This is a genomic window from Bacillus sp. mrc49 (assembly GCF_002803435.1).
Genome location: NZ_PHNG01000043.1, coordinates 1 through 419 on the forward strand (window position 1 = coordinate 1; position 419 = coordinate 419).

Consider the following 419-nt stretch of genomic DNA (forward strand, 5'->3'; position numbering starts at 1 on the left):
GTCTGTTGATTTTGCCAGTGGGTTCTCGCAATGGTCAAACGGCTTCACCAGTTTACAGGGCGGAATCGATTCACTTGCAAGCGGAAGCAACAGGCTCGCACGTGGCTCGATGGATTTTCAAGACGGACTGGCTTCATTGGAAACCGGATCGAAGCAGTTATCGACGAAGCTAAATGATGCCGCCGACAAAACCGCCAGTTTGCAGTATGGTTGGCCCCGCTAGTCTCTGGCAGGAAAGGGACACATGCGAAGGTCTTGGAGGAAGTCAAGAAACAAGGATATGTCCGCATTCGTGTGAATGGGGAAATGCATGATTTAAGTGATGAAATCGTACTGGAAAAAAATAAAAAGCATTCGATTGAAGTGATCATCGACCGGATCGTCATTAAAGAGGGTGTTAGGGCCAGGCTTGCCGATTC

At 48.7% G+C, this 419-nt stretch carries 2 pseudogenes; both read left to right on the forward strand.

The annotated features are described in order from the left end of the window. A pseudogene (locus CVN76_RS00370) lies at positions 1-223 on the forward strand (YhgE/Pip domain-containing protein); the annotation flags it as partial. Then, positions 211-419: pseudogene (locus tag CVN76_RS00375) on the forward strand (hypothetical protein); the annotation flags it as partial. The pseudogenes CVN76_RS00370 and CVN76_RS00375, both read left to right, overlap by 13 nt.